Below are 2,945 nucleotides of genomic sequence, written 5' to 3'. Positions count from 1 at the left end.
TAGGGCTTTATCAGCTACCTTAGATCCAGCAGCGTCATCAATATGATCCGGCACCAACAACCACAAACCAATGCCTAAGAAACTCAATCCCAAAATCCAGCGCATAACATCGGGTGACACCAGAGTCGTCAACCAATGACCCAGTAAGGCAGCACATGCGTGATTAGCGATCGTGGCAATAAAAATACCAGCAATGATTGCCATAGCTTGCCTTGGATATCGAGCTGCTAGCATCAAAGAAAGCAGTTGGGTTTTATCACCCATCTCCGCTAAGGCAACTACCCCAGCGGAGAGGGTTAATGCTGAAAAATCCATATAAGTTAGTCCAATCAGTTTCGCAATATTGCGCGTATTAGGGATAGTTTAAATCCCGCACTCACTGGACCACCCGTTTTTAGATACCTCTATGCCACCAATAACTCCTCAACCGAGGCGCAATCAAGTCCTTGAGCCCGCGCAACCGGCTCTGAAGTTAAGACTCCCTTATGAACGCTAAGGCCATTACGCAAATGATGGTCAATGGAAAGCGCATTCATCACACCACGATTGGCTAAAGCCTCTACAAATGGATAGGTTGCATTGGTGAGAGCAAAGGTAGATGTTCTAGCAACTGCGCCCGGCATATTGGCAACACAGTAATGAAGCACCCCATCGACCACAAATGTAGGATCTGCATGGGTTGTGGGTTTAGAAGTTTCAAAACAGCCACCTTGATCAATGGCTACATCCACCACCACTGAACCTGGCTTCATCTTTTTAATCATGTCATGCGTCACCAACTTTGGCGCTGTAGCACCAGGAAGCAAGACTGCTCCGATCACAACATCTGCCTCACTGACCTCCTGCTCAATCAGCAAACTATCAGAGTAAAAAGTTCTCACTCGATTACCATAGAACATATCGATCTGACGTAAGCGATCAATATCGCGATCAAAGATACACACATCTGCACCCATACCGACCGCCATTTGCAATGCATTGCGCCCCACTACACCTCCACCCAGAATCACAATTTTTGCCGGTGAAACGCCAGGCACTCCAGCCATGAGCACGCCTAGACCGCCATTGGTTTTCTCAAGATGTGATGCAGCCGCTTGAATAGACATGCGCCCAGCCACCTCGCTCATAGGCGCCAATAAAGGCAAGGCGCCATTCATAGCAGTGACGGTTTCATAGGCAATACAAGTTGCACCGGATTGCAGCAGGGCTTTTGTTTGCTTGGGGTCTGGGGCCAAATGTAAATACGTGAACAGAATTTGATCCTCGCGCAACATGGCGCACTCCTGCGCCTGAGGCTCTTTGACTTTCACAATCATCTCCGCCTTGTGAAACACTTCAGCAGCACTATTGATTAAGCTGGCACCGGCAAGTCGGTAAGCTTCATCACTCAAGCCAATTTGCGCCCCAGCGCCTCGCTGAATAAGAACAGAATGTCCCTGCTTACATAGCCCGCTCACATTGCCGGGCGTTAAACCAACCCGAAACTCATTATTTTTTACCTCTTGAGGTACGCCAATAATCATTACTATCTCCTTTTATTTAAAGTCACGCTTGCTTGCGGTTTTACGATGTAAGCCCACGACATAAAACATCATGAGATACACGCCCATTAAGCACGGCCCTACTATTAAGGCAATCCGTGCATCCTCGTGAAAGCCCATCAACACCACTACCAGGGCAATGAATGCCAAAGCGAACCACGAGGAATACGGCCACCAAGGAGCGCGATAAGCTAATTGAGCTACTTGAGATTTAGATAGAGAGCGACGGAATTTAATCTGCGTAATCAGAATAGCAATCCAGACCATCAAACCAATGAATGTCACCGCCGCCATCATGTATTGAAAAGCTTTGTCAGGCACAAAATAATTCAGCACCACACCTGTCATGCAGACTCCGACCGTAGACATCACAGCACGATGCGGAACTCCATACTTTGAGAGCTTTGAAAAGGATTTAGGCGCGTATCCATTTGACGATAAGGAATACAACAAACGTCCACCGCTAAAGATACCTGCATTACAGGAAGAAAGTGCAGCGGTAATAACAACAAAGTTAATTAATCCTGCAGCCTCACGCAAACCCAATCTTTCAAACATCACTACGAATGGACTGCCTTGTTGACCCACTTGATTCCAGGGAAAGATTGCCAAAATCACGAGTATGGCGCCCATATAAAAAATCAAAATACGCCATGCCAGGGAATCAATGGCCATCGGAATCGTTTTTTGTGGATTCTCTGCCTCGCCTGCAGACAAGCCAATCATCTCGATACCAACATAAGCAAACAAAACCATTTGCAGTGACAGCAACATTCCACCAATACCATTTGGGAAGAAGCCACCGTGTTGCCACAGATTGCTTAAGCCTATCGGCTGCCAATCATTTGTAAATCCAAACAAGATGACCGAGCCGCCGAGAGTAATCATGGCGACAATCGCTACCACCTTGATCAAGGCAAACCAAAACTCAAACTCACCAAACACTTTTACGGCAATGAGATTGATTAAGCCCATCATTACAATTGAGGAAAGCGCCCAGATCCACTGCGGCGTCTCTGGAAACCATATCCCCATATAAATACCTACGGCCGTGACTTCCGCAATGCCGACCACAATCCAATAGGTCCAATAACCCCAACCCACCATGTAACCGGCCAGTGGACCGACATAACTATTGGCATAAGCAGCAAACGAGCCTGCTACAGGTTCGTGCACCGCCATTTCACCGAGGGTACGTAAAACAATGAAGGCAACCAAACCTGCAAGCAGATAGCCCAAAAGAATAGAGGGGCCAGCAATTTGTATGGCGCTAGCCGATCCAAGAAATAAGCCCACGCCGATCGTTGAGCCTAAGGCCATCAAACGAATATGGCGTACTTTGAGATGGCGCTTTAAGCCATTGTGTTCAGTCTGCAAGAGAGACCTCCTTTCGATTTGTCGTTG

The 2,945-nt window shown here is 47.4% G+C and carries 3 protein-coding genes; all 3 read right to left on the bottom strand.

What is annotated here, in order from left to right:
• Nucleotides 1-315: TMEM165/GDT1 family protein (locus JaK3_RS03930; protein ID WP_150114197.1), on the bottom strand; the 315-nt coding region annotated here is incomplete at its 3' end.
• A gap of 89 nt (nucleotides 316-404) precedes the next feature.
• Entirely contained in the window at nucleotides 405-1,523 is a 1,119-nt protein-coding gene (gene ald, locus JaK3_RS03925) for an alanine dehydrogenase (RefSeq protein ID WP_068320962.1), read from the bottom strand.
• Nucleotides 1,524-1,535: 12 nt separating this feature from the next.
• Nucleotides 1,536-2,918 carry an amino acid permease gene (locus tag JaK3_RS03920; RefSeq protein ID WP_082786363.1) on the bottom strand — a complete coding sequence of 461 codons (1,383 nt, stop codon included), beginning with the start codon at nucleotides 2,916-2,918 and terminating at the stop codon, nucleotides 1,536-1,538.
• Between the last annotated feature and the right edge of the window lie 27 nt (nucleotides 2,919-2,945).

The organism is Polynucleobacter yangtzensis, from assembly GCF_001595965.1.
In the GTDB taxonomy this organism is placed as follows: domain Bacteria; phylum Pseudomonadota; class Gammaproteobacteria; order Burkholderiales; family Burkholderiaceae; genus Polynucleobacter; species Polynucleobacter yangtzensis.
This window is presented reverse-complemented; position numbering and strand designations above follow the sequence as displayed.